A 14,648-nucleotide genomic window follows, 5' to 3' on the forward strand; every position below is an offset into this window, starting at 1 on the left:
GCCGATCTCCCCCGACGCATAGCTGTGGCCCGACCGGTTCATGCTGGAAAGGCTAGCCGGACACCGGCCGTCCCGGCGAGCAGACGCTTGCGCTCCACCGGTGCGGGCGACGGCGCCCGAGACCGTAAAATGAACCGGGTCAAAGCGGTATCGAAGGAGGTGACGACCAGTGGGAACTGCCGATGACCGACGGTTCGAGGTGCTGCGGGCCATCGTCGCTGATTTCGTCGCCACCAAAGAGCCGATCGGTTCCAAGACGCTGGTGGAGCGCCACAACCTGGGTGTCTCGTCGGCCACCGTCCGCAACGACATGGCGGTGCTCGAGGCCGAGGGCTACATCACCCAGCCGCACACCAGTTCCGGGCGGGTGCCCACCGAGAAGGGCTACCGCGAATTCGTCGACCGGCTCGACGACGTCAAGCCGCTGTCCTCGGCCGAACGGCGCGCGATCCAGGGATTCCTGGAGTCCGGTGTCGACCTCGACGACGTCCTGCGCCGCGCCGTGCGGCTGCTCGCGCAACTGACCCGGCAGGTGGCCGTCGTGCAGTACCCGACGCTGTCGTCGTCGACCGTGCGCCACCTCGAGGTGATCGCCCTGACGCCCGCTCGGCTGCTGATGGTCGTCATCACCGACTCCGGCCGGGTGGACCAGCGCGTGGTCGAACTCGGCGACGTCATCGACGACCACGAACTCTCCCAGCTGCGGGAGATGCTCGGCCAGGCGCTGGTGGGCAAGAAACTGTCGGCCGCCTCGGTCGCGGTGGCCGACCTCGCCGGGCAGTTGAGCAGCCCGGAAGGGCTGGGCGACGCCGTGGGCCGATCGGCGACGGTGTTGCTGGAGTCACTCGTCGAGCACACCGAGGAACGCCTGCTGATGGGCGGCACCGCCAACCTGACCCGCAACGCCGCCGATTTCGGCGGCTCGCTGCGCTCCATCCTGGAAGCGCTCGAGGAGCAGGTGGTGGTGCTGCGGTTGCTGGCCGCCCAGCAGGAAGCCGGTAAGGTGACGGTTCGCATCGGCCACGAGACGGCCGCCGATCAGATACTGGGCACTTCCGTGGTGACCACCGCCTACGGCACCTCCGACACCGTGTACGGGGGAATGGGTGTGCTGGGGCCCACCCGGATGGACTATCCGGGAACTATCGCCAGCGTTGCCGCGGTTGCCCTATATATCGGCGAAGTCCTGGGTGCTCGATGAACGCGCACCCGCAGTGTGGGTAGGCGCGGAGAAGACCAGGTATAGGAGAGTCAGGCGTGGCACGCGATTATTACGGGCTGCTCGGCGTGAGCAGAAACGCCGGTGACGCGGAGATCAAGCGCGCGTACCGCAAGTTGGCGCGCGAACTGCATCCCGACGTCAATCCCGATGAGGCCGCGCAGGCGAAGTTCAAGGAAATCAGCGTCGCCTACGAGGTGCTGAGCGACCCCGAGAAGCGGCGGATCGTCGACCTGGGCGGCGATCCGATGGAGAACGCGGCCGCGGCCGGCGGCGGTTTCGGCGGCGGTTTCGGGGGCCTGGGCGACGTGTTCGAGGCCTTCTTCGGCGGCGGTTTCAGTGGCGGCGCGACCTCCCGAGGTCCCATCGGGCGGGTACGGCCCGGCTCGGATTCGCTGCTGCGGATGCGGCTCGATCTCGAAGAGTGCGCGACCGGCGTCACCAAGCAGGTCACCGTCGACACCGCAGTGCTGTGTGACCGCTGCCAGGGCAAGGGCACCAACGGCGACTCGGCTCCGGTGCCGTGCGACACGTGTGGTGGTCGCGGCGAGGTCCAGACCGTGCAGCGCTCCCTGCTGGGGCAGGTGATGACGTCGCGGCCGTGTCCGACCTGCCGCGGCGTCGGGGTCGTCATCCCCGACCCGTGCCACCAGTGCATGGGTGACGGCCGGGTGCGCGCCCGCCGGGAGATCAGCGTCAAGATCCCCGCCGGTGTCGGCGACGGCATGCGCGTGCGGCTGGCCGCCCAGGGCGAGGTGGGACCCGGCGGCGGGCCGGCCGGTGACCTGTACGTCGAGGTGCACGAGCAGAGCCACGACGTCTTCGTCCGCGAAGGCGACGACCTGCACTGCACCGTGTCGGTGCCGATGGTCGACGCGGCGCTGGGTGCCACGGTCACCGTCGACGCCATCCTGGACGGCGTCAGCGAGATCACCATTCCGCCGGGCACCCAACCGGCTTCGGTCATCACGCTGCGCGGCCACGGGATGCCGCACCTGCGCACCGGCACCCGCGGTGATCTGCATGTCCACGTCGAGGTGGTGGTTCCCGCCCGCCTGGACGCCCGCGACACCGAACTGCTGCGCGAACTGAAGGCCCGCCGCAGCCGCGACGTCCCCGAGGTGCGCTCGACCCACGCCGGCGGCGGCCTGTTCAGCCGGCTCCGCGAGACGTTCACCGGACGCTAGTCAAGGCGCGCCGATGGTCGCGACCCTGTTCTACGCCGACGCGCTGCCCGAGACCGGCGCGCTGGCCGTCCTGGGCGGTGACGAGGGGTTTCATGCCGCCAGCGTGCGGCGGATCCGCCCCGGCGAGCAACTGGTGCTCGGCGACGGCGCCGGCGGCCTGGCGCACTGCGAGGTGGAGCACGCCGGGCGTGACGGGCTGCGGGCGCGGGTGCTCAAGCGCTGGAGCGTCGCGCCCGGAACCCCGCCGGTGACCGTGGTGCAGGCCCTGCCGAAGTCGGAGCGATCGGAGCTGGCCATCGAGCTGGCCACCGAGGCGGGGGCCGACGGGTTCCTGGCCTGGCAGGCCGCCCGCTGCGTGGCCAACTGGCACGGCGCCCGGGTCGAGAAAGGTCTGCGCCGCTGGCGTGCGGTCGCCCGTTCGGCGGCCCGGCAATCGCGCCGGGCGCACATCCCGCTGGTCGACGGGGTGCTGTCCACCCCGGCGCTGACCTCGCGCATCCGCGACGAGGTGGCCGGCGGCGCGACGGTGCTGGCCTTGCACGAGTCGGCCACCGAGCGGCTCGCCGGCGCCGACCTCGCGGGAGCGCTATCGGTGTTGTTGGTGGTCGGTCCCGAGGGCGGGATCGCCGACGACGAGATGGCGGCGTTGTCCGAAGCGGGCGCGACGGCGGTGCGGCTGGGTCCGCAGGTGCTGCGGACGTCGACCGCCGCGGCCGTGGCGCTCGGTGCGCTGGGGGTGCTGACCCCGCGATGGGACCACCCGTCGAGCCTGTAATGACTCGTCGCGCGCTGCACATTGGGCGAGCGTCGACCCGGCGGTAGGATAAAAACGCTAGAAAACGCCGGAATCGGCGAGCACTTCACACAAGGCAGGCATCGAAAACCACGTGACGCCCCGCGAGACCAGCGCTGCTGACGCAGCCGGACCCCTCCAGGCCGACGCTCAAGTTCGCAGCAGCATCAACGTTCCGCCCCATTCCGTCATGGGCCTGCTGGGTTCGGCAGACGAGAACCTGCGCTCGCTGGAACGCACCCTGGACGCGGATCTGCACGTGCGCGGCAACACCGTCACCATCTCCGGTGAGCCCGCCGACGTCGCGCTCGCCGAACGGGTGATCTCCGAACTGATCGCGATCGTCGCCGGTGGGCAGCCGTTGACCCCGGAGGTGGTCCGGCACAGCGTCGCCATGCTGGCCGGCACCGACAACGAGTCACCGGCCGAAGTGCTCACGCTGGACATCCTGTCGCGACGCGGCAAGACGATCCGGCCCAAGACGCTCAACCAGAAGCGCTACGTCGACGCCATCGACGCCAACACCGTCGTCTTCGGGGTGGGCCCGGCCGGCACCGGCAAGACGTACCTCGCAATGGCCAAGGCGGTCAACGCTTTACAGACCAAACAGGTCAGCCGCATCATCCTGACCCGCCCGGCCGTGGAAGCCGGTGAGCGCCTTGGCTTTTTGCCGGGCACGCTCAGCGAGAAGATCGACCCGTACCTGCGGCCGCTGTACGACGCGCTCTACGACATGATGGACGCCGAGCTGATCCCCAAGCTGATGTCGGCGGGGGTCATCGAGGTGGCGCCGCTGGCGTACATGCGTGGTAGGACGTTGAACTCCGCGTTCATCGTGCTCGACGAGGCGCAGAACACCACCGCCGAGCAGATGAAGATGTTCCTCACCCGCTTGGGCTTCGGATCCAAGATCGTCGTCACCGGCGACATCACCCAGGTCGACCTTCCGGGCGGGGCCAGGTCGGGTCTGCGTTCGGCGATGGAGATCCTCGACAGCGTCGAGGACATCCACGTGGCGGAACTGACCAGCGTGGACGTGGTGCGCCACCGGCTGGTCTCGGAAATCGTCGACGCCTACGCCAAGTTCGAAGAGCCCGACCTGACGATGAACCGGGCGGCCAGGCGGGCGTCGGGCTCGCGCGGTCGCCGATGATGGTGCGGTGAGCGGGTTCCATGAGCATTGAGGTATCCAACGAGTCGGGCATCGACGTCTCCGAGGCCGAGTTGATCAGCGTCGCGCGGCATGTCATCGCCAAGATGGACGTCAATCCGGCGGCCGAGCTGTCGATGGTGCTGTTGGACACCGCGGCGATGGCCGACCTGCACATGCGCTGGATGGACCTGCCCGGGCCCACCGACGTGATGAGCTTCCCGATGGACGAGCTCGAACCGGGCGGGCGCCCGGACGCCCCCGAGCCCGGGCCCTCGATGCTGGGCGACATCGTGCTGTGCCCGGAATTCGCGGCCAGTCAGGCCGCCGCGGCGGGGCACAGCCTGGGGCACGAGCTGGCGCTGCTGACCATCCACGGGGTGCTGCACCTGATCGGCTACGACCACGGCGAGCCGGACGAGGAAAAGGAGATGTTCGCGCTGCAGGACCGGTTGCTCGAGGAGTGGGTCGCCGACCAGGTCGAGGCCTACCGCCAGGACCGCCAGGAAGAGCGCGATCGCCGATTGCTTGACAAGTCAAGGTATTTCGACAATTGAGCCGACTCAGGATCCTGGTGGCGGCAGCCATCGCGTTCGCGCCGATCTCGATGATCGTCGCCATCCCCGGCACGGTGGCACAGGCGGCGCCCTGCGCCGGCGCGGGCTCGAACCCCGTGTCCTGCCAGCGCTGCATGTTCTACGTGAACGCCTATCACACGGCGAACGTGTGCAACGAGGACAAGCGCGGCGTCCAGGGGCCCGCGAGCAACGCGCCGACACCGGTTCCGCAGGTGCCCATCCCGGCGTACGAACCGCCCCCGCTTCCGCCGCCGGTGCAGCAACCGGTGGTCCTGCCGCCGCCCAACGCGGGCCAAAACACCGTCCCGGTGCTCGAGATCAATCCGCCCGGCCCCGATGCGCCGCGAAACGCCCCGGTGGTCGCGCCGCCGCGAGGGCTGGATGCGCCCTCGGTGGCGATCGCAGCGGCGAAGGCCGCGCCGGTAACCCGCGCCGACCCCGCCAACCCGCCGAAGCCGCCGACCGAGGTGGACTTCAACCAGCAGGTGCAAAACGTGGTGAATGCCCACCGGCAAAACGTCGACATCCTCAAGATCGACGAGCACCGGTTCGTGCGGCCGCGCCACTGGGACTACGTCGACTACGACGATGCCTACCGCCGCCCAACCCTCTACAACCCGCTCAATCAGGCGATGACGTTCCGCTACTTCTACAACGGCGCCTACCAGCAGCTGTACCTCCCGCGCGGAGCGCGGATGGTGCTCGACGCCGCGACCGTCGGCGTCGTCCCGTTCACCGCGGTCGGCGACAGCTATGTGGCCTCGGGCAGCTTCTACGGGGGTGGCTCGCTACCGCTCAACGGATACAACGGGCCACCGCCGCCGGACTACAAGCCGCCGGCGCCCCCGAAGCTGTACGACAACGTCGTCGTGTCCGTTCCCGCCAAGGGCGAGACCGTGGAAGTGGGCCACGTGGCGGTGGTGGGCCACGACGGTAGCCAATCCCCGGGGAGCCAGGACACGTTCCTGCTCGACGACTCCACCCTGGCCTGGGGCCAGATCGACAACTCCAGCAGCGCGCCCGCCCAGATCCGGGTGATCAAGACCCAGCCGACGCCGGGCGTCGGCCTCACCGACGACGGCGGCTTCTTGGTGCTGCTCGCCGTTCACCACCCGGAGCCCGGCCAACCCCACCAATCCGTGTGGACCATGGCGCTGCGCTTCGGTGGGTTCGCCGTGGTGGTGGGCCTGGTCGCCTGGCTGCTCAATCGCCGGAACCGCAGCGAGGACGACGCCGCTGAGTCCTCGTGATGCCACAGGGGAATAGTGACCACGTCGAGGGATGACCGTTGACCGGCTGGTCTGAGCTGTTCGCCGCGGTCGCGTTGATCGCGCTGGGCGGGCTTTTCGCCGCGATCGATGCGGCCATCAGCACGGTGTCGCTGGCCCGTGTTCAGGAAATGGTGCGCGACGAGCGGCCGGGCGCGGTGGCGCTGTCCAAGGTGATGTCGGAGCGTCCCCGCTACATCAACCTCGTTGTGCTGCTGCGGATCACCTGCGAGATCACCGCGACCGTGCTGCTGGTGGTGTTCCTCTATGACAACTTCGGGCTGAAGTGGGGATTGTTCGGCGCCGCGGCCATCATGGTGGTGACCAGCTTCGTCGTCATGGGGGTGGGCCCGCGCACCCTCGGCCGCCAACACGCCTATTCCATCGCGTTGACGACGGTGCTTCCGCTGCAAGCGATCTCGTGGTTGTTGATGCCGATCAGCCGGCTCCTGGTGGTGCTGGGTAACGCGGTCACCCCGGGGCGCGGGTTGAGGAACGGGCCGTTCGCCTCGGAGATCGAGCTGCGCGAGGTCGTCGACCTGGCTCAGCAGCGTGGCGTGGTCGCCGCCGAGGAACGCCGGATGATCCAGTCGGTCTTCGAACTCGGCGACACCCCGGCCCGCGAGGTCATGGTCCCGCGCACCGAGATGATCTGGATCGAAAGCGACAAATTCGCCAGCCAAGCCATCAACCTGGCGGTGCGCAGCGGCCATTCCCGCATCCCGGTGATCGGCGAGAACGTCGACGACATCGTCGGCGTCGTGTACCTGAAAGACCTTGTCCAGCAGACGTTTTTGTCGGGCGGCGGCGGGCGGACCATCCCGGTGGCGCAGGTGATGCGGCCGGCGGTCTTCGTGCCGGACTCCAAGCCCTTGGACGCCCTGCTGCGCGAAATGCAGCGCGACCGCAACCACATGGCCCTGCTCGTCGACGAGTACGGCGCGATCGCCGGCCTGGTCAGCATCGAAGACGTGCTCGAAGAAATCGTCGGCGAGATCGCCGACGAGTACGACCAGGCGGAGACGGCGCCGATAGAAGACCTGGGCGACAAGCGTTTTCGGGTGTCGGCTCGGCTGCCGATCGAGGACCTCGGCGAACTGTACGGCGTGCAGTTCGACGACGACCTCGACGTCGACACCGTCGGCGGGCTGCTCGCCCTGGAATTGGGCCGGGTGCCGCTGCCGGGCGCCGAGGTGATCTCCCACGGTTTGCGGCTGCACGCCGAGGGCGGCACGGATCACCGTGGGCGGGTACGCATCGGCACCGTCCTGCTCAGCCCCGTCGAATCCGACGGCTCACCCGATGGCGAGGAACCCCCGCAGCATGACTGAATTCCGTTCCGGCTTCGTATGTTTGGTCGGCCGGCCCAACACCGGGAAGTCGACCCTGACGAACGCGCTCGTCGGGACCAAGGTCGCGATCACCTCGAAACGGCCACAAACCACCCGGCACACCATCCGGGGGATCGTGCACCGGGACGACTTCCAGATCATCCTGGTCGACACGCCGGGTCTGCACCGCCCGCGCACCCTGCTGGGCAAGCGGCTCAACGACCTGGTGCGCGACACCTACGCCGAGGTGGACGTGATCGGGCTGTGCATCCCGGCCGACGAGGCGATCGGCCCGGGCGACCGGTGGATCGTCGAGCAGATTCGGGCGACCGCGCCCAAGGCGACACTGGTCGCCATCGTCACCAAGATCGACAAGGCGCCCAAGGACCGGGTCGCCGCGCAGTTGGTCGCGGTCAGCGCGCTGGTCGGCGAGCAGGCCGAGATCGTCCCGGTGTCGGCGGTGGCCGGGACGCAAATGGACGTCCTGATCGACGTGCTGGCCGCGGCGCTGCCGCCCGGGCCCGCCTACTACCCCGACGGGGAACTGACCGACGAACCCGAAGAGGTGTTGATGGCCGAGCTCATCCGGGAGGCGGCCCTGGAGGGGGTGCGCGACGAGCTGCCGCACTCGTTGGCCGTGGTCATCGACGAGGTCAGCCCGCGGGAGGACCGCGACGACCTGATCGACGTGCACGCGCTGCTCTACGTCGAACGCGACAGCCAGAAGGGCATCATCATCGGCAAGGGCGGGGCCCGGCTGCGCGACGTCGGCACCGCCGCGCGCGCCCAGATCGAGAAGCTGCTGGGCACCAAGGTGTACCTCGACCTGCGCGTCAAGGTCGCCAAGAACTGGCAGAGCGACCCCAAACAGCTTGGCCGGCTGGGCTTTTAGCGGGCTTTCTACGTGGCGAGCACCCGGATGGTGTTCAGCGACGGATCGGCCGCATCGGGCAGATTCATGCCGGCATTGACGCCCGAGCAAAGATAGTCCAGCACGGCATCGTTGAGACGCTCACCCGGCACGACGGCGGGGATGCCCGGGGGATAGGGGGTGATCTGCTCGGCGGCGATGCGGCCCGCGGCGCTGTCCGTGGACACCGTTTCCACCCGCCCGAAAAACGCGTCACGCGGCAACTCGACGGACTCCAGTTGCAGCTCGTCGGGCGAGGGCAGCGCGATGCTCGGCGGCGGCTCGAAGTCGTCGGCGGCGGTGCGCCACGCGCGCAGCGCGTCGGTGAGACGCCCCAGGGTCTCCTTGTCGTCGGCCATCGACAGGGTGGCCAGGATGCGGCGGTGATCGCTCATCCCCACGTCGATGTGCGCGTGCGCCCGCAGCCAGTCGGCGGCCTGATAACCCGAAGTGCCCGTTGCGGATACGTCGATCAGCACCTGCATCCGGTCCAGGTCGTGGGACGCCTGCGCGCCGAGCAACTCGTCGTCGAGAACCTCCACATCCGGGATGAGTTCGATCTCCTCACGCACGTGTCGCGTCAAATCGAGTGCGGCACCGAGCAATTCATGACCGTGCTGCACCATCTGCCGGCGCCAGCCGTCCATGGCGGCGTACAACAGGACGCTGGGACTGGTGGTCATCAGCTGATCCGCGCAGGCGGACAGGCGATCCCGATCGATCAGGTCGCCCTGCAGGTGAAACACCGAACCCTGCTCGAAACCGGCGCCCATCTTGTGCACGCTGACCACGCAGACGTCCGCGCCGGCGTCCATCGCCCAGGTCGGCAGGTCCTCGTGGAACGGCAGGTGTGCGCCCCACGCCTCGTCGAGGATCAGCGGCTTTCCGCGCCGGTGACACACCTCGGCGATCCCGGCGATGTCGGCGCAGGTGCCGTAGGGGCTGGGGCTGACGACGAGCGCGCCGGCGGCCTCGGGGTGCTTGTCCCAGGCCTGTTCGACCTGCTCCGGCGAGGGCGGATGAGAGAAGTGGTGCGCGGCGTCCCAGCGGGGGGTGATCCAGCGCGGCTGCACGCCGGAGAAGATCAGCCCCGCCACGATCGACTTGTGGCTGTCGCGGCTGACCAGCAGGCTGCCCTCGCCGCCGGCCACCGCCATCATCGCCGCCCGCACCGACAGGGAACTGCCGCAGGTGGAGAACCACGCGGTGTCCGCGCCCACTGCCTCGGCCATCAGGTCTTCGGCGTTCTTCAAGTACTTGTTGCTGGTCCGGCGGTCATCCAGGCCGCCGCTGGCCAGTACGTCGTCGAGGAAGGGTTCACGGCCCAGGACCGCGAGGACCCGCTCGTCGGTGCCGCGGCCCTGCCGGTGGCCGGGCGGCGTGAACCCGTATCGGTTCTTTTCCCGATAGTCGGCCAGCGCATCGAGCAGTGGGGCGTCGGATTGGTCCATGGCGAACGTGTACCCGCCTCGTCGGCAGGAAATTCACCGCTCCGACCTGCCCAGACGGCGGGACGCGGCGGTGATCTCAGCCGCTGGGCGCGGGCGCCGGAGGGGTGTCCGCGCTCTGGTGCCACCAGGGTTGGGGCTGCTTGCTGGCCCATCCGCACACGGCTTCGAGCTCGGCGGCCAGCGAGATCAGCATGCCCTCGCTGTTGGCCGGGCCCATCAGCTGCACGCCGATCGGCAGGCCTTCGGAGGTGAAGCCCGCCGGAACGTTGATGGACGGCCACCCCAGGACGTTCCACGGGAACGTCAGCGGGCAGGCCGCGATCATGGCCCGGTCGGTGCCGAAGCCGCTCAACCGGTCGAAGGCCCGCGCCAGCGGCGGGGGCTGGGCGGTGGTCGGCGCCAACACCACGTCGACGATGTCGAAGATCGAACCGACCCGGCGCTGGTCGGCCGCCTCGTGGCGGCGGGCGCTGCGCAGGATCGCCTGCCCCAGCGCGGCGCCCATGCGCAGGTTGGACAGGGTCCGGGGGTCCAGCACGACGCCGTCGCCCAAGCGCTCCTCCCAATCCCGCAGGCCCGCGGTGGACCGGGCGAGAAAGTCCCACGACAACCGCATGCCGTAGTCGGGGTTGCCGGACACCACGGTGTGGCCCAGCAGTTCGAGTTGGTTACCCACGGCGCGCGTCGCCGCCAGGATCTCCGGGTGCAGCTTGGGCCGGAAACCGGTGTAGGGAAACCGGGTTGACAGCGCGATGTTCAGCGGGCCGGGCGCCTTGCCCACATAGTCGGAGGCGGTGATCGCGGGCGGTTTGTGACGGTCCCCCTCGACGTTGCCGGACGCGGCGTCGAGCACCAGCGCCGCGTCGGCGACCGTGCGGGCCAGCACGCCGTTGACCGTGATGCCGTTGAACGCCTCCGGCAGCGGCCAGGTCGAGATCCGTCCGCGCTGCGGCTTGATGCCCACCAGGTGCGTCCATGCCGCGGGGATGCGGATACTGCCGGCGCCGTCGGACCCGATGGCGGCCGTGACCAGGCCCGCGGCCACCGCCGCGGCGCTGCCGCCCGACGACCCGCCGGGGGTGTGCCGCCGCGACCAGGGGTTGCGGGTGTGCCCGAAACCGGGTCCGCTGGTGAACGGCCACTGGCCGAGCTCACACGTGTTGGTCTTGCCCACGATCACCGCGCCGGCGGCCTTGAGGCGGCGCACCACCTCGGCGTCGTGCGTCGCCGGCGGAACCGTCCCCTCGGTGCCGAACGCAGTGGGCACGCCGGCAATGTCGACGTCGTCCTTGACGGCGATCGGGATGCCCAGCAGCGGGGCGGTGTCCCCGGCCGCGCGGCGCCGGTCGGCCTCGGCCGCGTCGGCCAGCGCCGACTCGGTGAGCACCACCCGGAAGGCGTTCAGCGTGGGCTGGCTGGCGTGGATGGCGTGCAGCGAACGACCCACCAGGGTGGTGGACGTCACCGAGCGGCTGGCCAACTGATAGAGCAGGTCGGTCAGCGTGGGCAGGCGCTGGTTGCCGGACCCGGAAATGGACCCGACTCCCGACCCCGAAGCGCCAATCACGGGGTACGAGACTAGACGGCGCGGATACCCGCAATGTCGCGGCGGGGTGCAAAACTATGGGGATGCGGCTATACCGAGACCGAGCTGTTGTGCTGCGCCAGCACAAGCTCGGCGAAGCCGACCGGATCGTCACCCTGCTGACCCGTGATCACGGGCTGGTCCGCGCGGTGGCCAAGGGCGTTCGTCGTACCCGCAGCAAATTCGGTGCGCGGCTGGAGCCATTCGCGCACATCGACGCGCAGTTGCATCCCGGCCGCAACCTCGACATCGTCACCCAGGTCGTCTCGATCGACGCGTTCGCCACCGACATCGTCAGCGACTACGGCCGCTACACCTGCGGGTGCGCCATGCTGGAAACCGCCGAACGCCTCGCCGGTGAGGAGCGGGCGCCCGCCCCGGCCCTGCACGGGCTCACGGTGAGCGCCCTGCGGGCGGTGGCCGACGGCCGCCGGTCCCGGGGCCTGCTGCTGGACGCCTACCTGCTGCGGGCGATGGGCATCGCCGGTTGGGCGCCGGCGCTGAACGAGTGCGCCCGTTGCGCCACGCCCGGTCCCCATCGTGCGTTTCATGTCGGCGCCGGCGGCAGCGTCTGCACCCACTGCCGCCCGGCCGGTTCGACGACGCCGCCGCCGGGGGTGCTGGACCTGATGTCGGCGCTGCACGACGGCGATTGGGACTTCGCCGAGAAGACGCCGCAGTCGCACCGCAACTACGTCAGCGGTCTGGTGGCGGCGCACCTGCAATGGCATTTGGAGCGGCAGCTCAAGACGTTGCCGCTCGTCGAACGGACGTATCACGTCGACCGCACCATCGCCGATCAGCGCGCGACGCTGATCGGGCAGGATATGGACTGTGGCTAAAGTCTGGGCCGGCGGACGGGCGGTGATCACATCCGTCACACCCGCATCTGCGTCAACCGGCATGTGTTGTGCCCACCTCCGAGCGACAAAAGCGGGTCACCCGAACGTGTCGCTCGGAGGTGGGCACAAGACACACGCCCTGCGACCGAGGCCAGTGGGGCGCTGGTGACACACCGCGGTTTCCCGCAGCTGCCCCCCGCGCCCGACGACTATCCGGTCTTTCCCGACAAGTCGACCTGGCCCGTCGTGTTTCCGGAGCTGCCGCCGTCCGCCGACGGCGGCCCGTGCCGGCCGCCGCAGCACACCTCCAAGGCGGCCGCGCCCAGGATCGAGGCCGACCGGCTGCCCAACCATGTGGCCATCGTCATGGACGGCAACGGCCGCTGGGCCACCCAGCAGGGGCTGACCCGTACCGACGGTCATCGAGCCGGGGAGGCCGTGGTCATCGACATCGTCTGTGGTGCAATCGAAATCGGGATCAAGTGGCTCAGCCTGTACGCCTTCTCGACCGAGAACTGGAAGCGTTCGCCCGAAGAGGTCCGCTTCCTGATGGGCTTCAACCGCGACGTGGTGCGGATGCGCCGGGTGAACCTGAATGCGATCGGGGTCAAGATCCGGTGGGTCGGGTCGCGGCCCCGCCTGTGGCGCAGCGTGATCAATGAGCTGGCGATCGCAGAAGACATGACGAAGGACAACGACGTCATCACCGTCAACTACTGTGTGAACTACGGTGGCCGCGCCGAAATCGCCGAAGCCACAAAGGAAATCGCACGGCTGGCCGCGGCCGGACGGCTGAACCCGGAGCGCATCACCGAGTCGACGGTGGCGAACCACCTGCAGCGGCCCGACATCCCCGACGTGGATCTGTTTTTGCGGACCTCGGGGGAGCAGCGGTCCAGCAATTTCATGCTGTGGCAGGCGGCATACGCCGAGTACATCTTCCAGGACAAATTGTGGCCCGACTACGACCGTCGCGACCTGTGGGCCGCCTGCGAGGAATACGCCTCGCGCAACCGCCGATTCGGGAGCGCATAGTGCCATCGCTACAGGAGCGTCTGGCGTCGATCCTCCGCGATGTCCTTGCGCTGCAGGAGGAGACCGACGGCGCGCTGACCGTTCACCATGACGGCACCATCGCCTCGTTGCGGGTGGTGAACATCGCCGAGGGCCTTGACCTGGTATCGCTCACCCAGATATTGGCGTGGGATCTGCCGCTGACCAAGAAGCTGAGCGATCAGGTGGCCAAGCAGGCGCGCGACAGCAACTTCGGCAGCGTCAGCCTGATCGAGAAGGTCAATGACAAAGCCGTGCAGCGTAATTCGGGCAAGGGCGCGGCCAAGAACGCCGATGTGATGCTGCGCTACAACTTTCCCGGCGCGGGCCTCACCGACGATGCGCTGAGGACCTTGATTTTGCTGGTGCTCGACACCGGCGCCCAGGTACGCCGCACGCTGACGGCGTAATCGTCAGGGCATGCACTCCGAACAGGTGCCGAAGATCTCGATGGTGTGGCTGACGTCGGAGAAGCCGTGCTTGGCGGCCACGGCCGTCGCCCACTCCTCGACCTCGTGATCGCCCACCTCGATCGTGGATCCGCAACTGCGGCAGACCAAGTGGTGATGATGGTGTTCCGAACACCTGCGGTAGACCGACTCGCCGGTGTCGGTGCGCAGCGTGTCGATCATTCCCGCCGCGGCCATCGACTGCAGCGTCCGGTAGACGGTGGTCAGCCCGATGTTCTCGCCGCGCCGGCGCAGCTCGTCGTGCAGATCCTGCGCCGAGCGGAATTCGTCGAGTGTCTCCAACAGCGTCGAGATCGCCGCGCGCTGACGGGTCGAGCGAACGCTCGCTCCTGATGTCACGGGGCGTCCTCGCTCGCGTGCGCGACGGCGTCCACCACGATGTGCGCGAGGTGATGATCGGCGAGCCGGTACAGCACCTCGCGCCCGGACCGCTCGCCGGCAACCACGCCCGCCGCCTTGAGAATCTTCAGGTGCTGGCTGACGAGCGGCTGGGGCACGCCGAGCGCGTCCACCAGCTCGTGCACGCAGCGATGCGACTCGCGCAGCTGCAGGACGATGGCGATGCGCACCGGCGCCGCCAGCGCCCGCAACAACTCGCCCGCGGCGTCGAGGATCTCCCGCGGGGGTGGGACGGGGTAATCGGCCAGTACGGAGTGCCCACCGGCGCCGAGTCCGCCGTGGTCGTGGGTGACCGCGTCCAGGTCCGTTCCTATGTCGCCGTCGGTGGCGGACGGCATCGACGCAGAACGTGAGGGGGACATCATGGGAGCGGCATCACCTCGAGAAGTGCCAGGTAGTGGGAAAGTATCCG

General features: G+C 69.0%; 15 protein-coding genes. 11 read left to right on the plus strand and 4 right to left on the minus strand.

What is annotated here, in order from left to right; translation table 11 throughout:
- Window positions 1–169 precede the first annotated feature (169 nt).
- From hrcA to era, 8 genes are all read left to right on the plus strand, one after another.
- The gene (hrcA, locus tag W7U_RS05155) at window positions 170–1,201 is read left to right on the plus strand and encodes a heat-inducible transcriptional repressor HrcA (RefSeq protein WP_008255582.1); all 1,032 of its coding nucleotides are present in this window, start codon (window positions 170–172) and stop codon (window positions 1,199–1,201) included.
- Between the two features lie 56 nt (window positions 1,202–1,257).
- The gene (gene dnaJ, locus W7U_RS05160; RefSeq protein WP_008255583.1) at window positions 1,258–2,406 is read left to right on the plus strand and encodes a molecular chaperone DnaJ; all 1,149 of its coding nucleotides are present in this window, start codon (window positions 1,258–1,260) and stop codon (window positions 2,404–2,406) included.
- Between the two features lie 13 nt (window positions 2,407–2,419).
- Window positions 2,420–3,181: a 16S rRNA (uracil(1498)-N(3))-methyltransferase gene (locus W7U_RS05165; protein WP_008255584.1), complete on the plus strand. Its 762-nt coding sequence runs from the start codon at window positions 2,420–2,422 to the stop codon at window positions 3,179–3,181.
- A 112-nt stretch (window positions 3,182–3,293) separates the two neighbouring features.
- A complete protein-coding gene (locus W7U_RS05170; RefSeq protein ID WP_036428749.1) occupies window positions 3,294–4,352 on the plus strand; it encodes a PhoH family protein in 1,059 nt (352 codons plus the stop codon).
- A 20-nt stretch (window positions 4,353–4,372) separates the two neighbouring features.
- Window positions 4,373–4,906, plus strand: a complete 534-nt coding sequence (gene ybeY / locus W7U_RS05175) for an rRNA maturation RNase YbeY (protein WP_008255587.1) — start codon at window positions 4,373–4,375, stop codon at window positions 4,904–4,906.
- 17 nt (window positions 4,907–4,923) lie between these two features.
- Window positions 4,924–6,177, plus strand: coding sequence for a hypothetical protein (locus W7U_RS05180; RefSeq protein ID WP_008255589.1), 1,254 nt, complete (start codon window positions 4,924–4,926; stop codon window positions 6,175–6,177).
- Window positions 6,178–6,215: 38 nt separating this feature from the next.
- Complete coding sequence (locus tag W7U_RS05185) at window positions 6,216–7,526, plus strand: hemolysin family protein (protein WP_008255591.1); 1,311 nt, start codon at window positions 6,216–6,218, stop codon at window positions 7,524–7,526.
- Window positions 7,519–8,418: a GTPase Era gene (gene era, locus W7U_RS05190; protein WP_008255596.1), complete on the plus strand. Its 900-nt coding sequence runs from the start codon at window positions 7,519–7,521 to the stop codon at window positions 8,416–8,418. The genes W7U_RS05185 and era overlap by 8 nt, the downstream gene beginning before the upstream one ends.
- 8 nt (window positions 8,419–8,426) lie before the next feature.
- Here the strand turns inward: era and W7U_RS05195 are convergent, their stop codons facing one another.
- Window positions 8,427–9,887: an ornithine decarboxylase gene (locus W7U_RS05195; RefSeq protein WP_008255597.1), complete on the minus strand. Its 1,461-nt coding sequence runs from the start codon at window positions 9,885–9,887 to the stop codon at window positions 8,427–8,429.
- A gap of 76 nt (window positions 9,888–9,963) precedes the next feature.
- A complete protein-coding gene (locus tag W7U_RS05200; RefSeq protein ID WP_008255598.1) occupies window positions 9,964–11,454 on the minus strand; it encodes an amidase in 1,491 nt (496 codons plus the stop codon).
- A 62-nt stretch (window positions 11,455–11,516) separates the two neighbouring features.
- On the opposite strand from W7U_RS05200, the gene recO reads away from it, so the two are divergent.
- From recO to W7U_RS05215, 3 genes are all read left to right on the plus strand, one after another.
- On the plus strand, window positions 11,517–12,314 hold the full coding sequence (gene recO, locus W7U_RS05205) for a DNA repair protein RecO (RefSeq protein ID WP_008255600.1): 798 nt from the start codon (window positions 11,517–11,519) through the stop codon (window positions 12,312–12,314).
- A gap of 165 nt (window positions 12,315–12,479) precedes the next feature.
- Entirely contained in the window at window positions 12,480–13,349 is an 870-nt protein-coding gene (locus tag W7U_RS05210) for a decaprenyl diphosphate synthase (RefSeq protein WP_008255602.1), read from the plus strand.
- Window positions 13,349–13,777 (plus strand): hypothetical protein, encoded by a 429-nt coding sequence (locus W7U_RS05215; RefSeq protein WP_008255604.1) that lies wholly within the window; start codon window positions 13,349–13,351, stop codon window positions 13,775–13,777. Before W7U_RS05210 ends, W7U_RS05215 begins: the two co-directional genes overlap by 1 nt.
- 3 nt (window positions 13,778–13,780) lie before the next feature.
- Here the strand turns inward: W7U_RS05215 and W7U_RS05220 are convergent, their stop codons facing one another.
- Both W7U_RS05220 and W7U_RS05225 read right to left on the minus strand, forming a co-directional pair.
- Window positions 13,781–14,176, minus strand: coding sequence for a Fur family transcriptional regulator (locus W7U_RS05220; RefSeq protein WP_008255605.1), 396 nt, complete (start codon window positions 14,174–14,176; stop codon window positions 13,781–13,783).
- Complete coding sequence (locus tag W7U_RS05225) at window positions 14,173–14,598, minus strand: metalloregulator ArsR/SmtB family transcription factor (protein WP_170320583.1); 426 nt, start codon at window positions 14,596–14,598, stop codon at window positions 14,173–14,175. The genes W7U_RS05220 and W7U_RS05225 overlap by 4 nt, the downstream gene beginning before the upstream one ends.
- Between the last annotated feature and the right edge of the window lie 50 nt (window positions 14,599–14,648).

Source organism: Mycobacterium sp. H4Y (assembly GCF_000364405.1).
Classification (GTDB): Bacteria; Actinomycetota; Actinomycetes; order Mycobacteriales; family Mycobacteriaceae; genus Mycobacterium; species Mycobacterium intracellulare.

Coding starts and splice junctions, on each gene's coding strand:
- W7U_RS05165 (WP_008255584.1), top strand. CDS start 2,420: ATGGTCGCGACCCTGTTCTACGCCGACGCGCTGCCCGAGACCGGCGCG.
- ybeY (WP_008255587.1), top strand. CDS start 4,373: ATGAGCATTGAGGTATCCAACGAGTCGGGCATCGACGTCTCCGAGGCC.
- era (WP_008255596.1), top strand. CDS start 7,519: ATGACTGAATTCCGTTCCGGCTTCGTATGTTTGGTCGGCCGGCCCAAC.
- W7U_RS05195 (WP_008255597.1), bottom strand. CDS start 9,887: ATGGACCAATCCGACGCCCCACTGCTCGATGCGCTGGCCGACTATCGG.
- recO (WP_008255600.1), top strand. CDS start 11,517: ATGCGGCTATACCGAGACCGAGCTGTTGTGCTGCGCCAGCACAAGCTC.
- W7U_RS05225 (WP_170320583.1), bottom strand. CDS start 14,598: ATGTCCCCCTCACGTTCTGCGTCGATGCCGTCCGCCACCGACGGCGAC.